Here is a 1359-nt window from a genome sequence, read left to right as displayed (position 1 = left end):
TCCACTTGTGGTCGCGTATTAGCCTACCATACCGAGAAGCAAATGCTGTACTGCCCTGTTTGTTTAGATCTCCCCGCTGCAGACTCTGAAGCTGTCAAAGAGTTAGCGTTACAGATTCGAGAAGATTACCTAAACGATGAGCAGTTAATGGGGATATTGCAAGAGTACGGGAGTATCAGAGTTATCGCTGAGTTCACGAAACAGTTGAACGAAGGGGCGGCTGGGATGGTCACGGAGAACAATTTATCGTTCAGACAGTTCTTCAACGCACTCCCGATTCTTAAGGCGGTGTACGAGTATAGCGATGAGTTTAATCACCACTTAGAACCAGGTAAAGGTGACAAGCAGGGAGAGATCGCGGAACGAGTAGAAGGAATACTGAACGCTGGGACGGTTCTCATTCCTGTGTTGGAGCAGACGAAGGAAGATTTTGCAGTTCCAATTCACCTCTCCCCGCTTGCACCGTCGTCGTGGCAGGACTTCTATGCGAATTACTCGTTCCCGCATTCAGAGTACTGGTTGTGTTCAGAACGGTGTCTGCGTGCTAATGTCGGTGCGAGAGAAGAGATACGCGAGGAGTTTATTCAGAAAGAGGTAATTTTCCGGTCATTTGACCGGCCGGAAAGTCAAGATTTTGACACGGTTCGGGAGTGGGCGGATCATTGGTACGGATTTATAGTTTCGATCGGGTTTGCGTCAGCACTTGATACCGCGGTCAACGAAGCATTCACGACGCAATTTCCGGATTCAGTCTCGATTTTCGATTTAGAAGCGTTACTCGATAACGTCAATGGCGCTGTTGAGGATGTTGTGACAAGCAGGAGTGGCGGTGATTTTCGTGCGACAGGGATTCCAACGCATAAATTCGATAAAGTCGGTGAAAGTGTGTTCGGTGATGATTGGCCTGCTGTTAGGTCGTCTGTGTTGGTGAGTGAGTCTAATCCAGATGCACACCCGTTGTTCTTCGAATTATCAGGAACAAAATCAATACAATTCTCAGGTGGGAGACCCTCACGTGAAGTTCCGGTAGACCGTGTGGTTTATCCAGATCAGTTCTCGCAACTAGTGAAATTCCAGTTAGTCCCGTGCTTGGAGAACGGAGAGTTAGAAAAGAGCACAGCTGTTCTTGGACCATTGACAGCAAAACGTGGGGTGGAATTCGAGCGGAATGTGTACGAGTACTTGCGGGATACGCCTGCGGCGAGTGATGTATATCATAGTTGCAAAACATCGAAGCAGAACGGGAATGAGATGGATGTCGTATTCAGGCGTAACGGGACGACATATTTCGTTGAGGTGAAGTTCTTGTTACCGACGTTGAATATGCAGTCGCAGGATGGAATTGAAGAGGTGAATGAG

At 48.1% G+C, this 1359-nt stretch carries 1 protein-coding gene; it reads left to right on the top strand.

Annotated features, from left to right (window positions below; genetic code table 11):
* Positions 1 to 42: 42 nt before the first annotated feature.
* Positions 43 to 1359 (top strand): hypothetical protein (locus DVK07_RS22420; protein ID WP_147441233.1); only part of this gene is annotated, 1317 nt, incomplete at its 3' end.

Origin of the sequence: Halorubrum sp. Atlit-26R (genome assembly GCF_003666015.1) — an archaeon.
Taxonomy (GTDB): domain Archaea; phylum Halobacteriota; class Halobacteria; order Halobacteriales; family Haloferacaceae; genus Halorubrum.
This window is presented reverse-complemented; position numbering and strand designations above follow the sequence as displayed.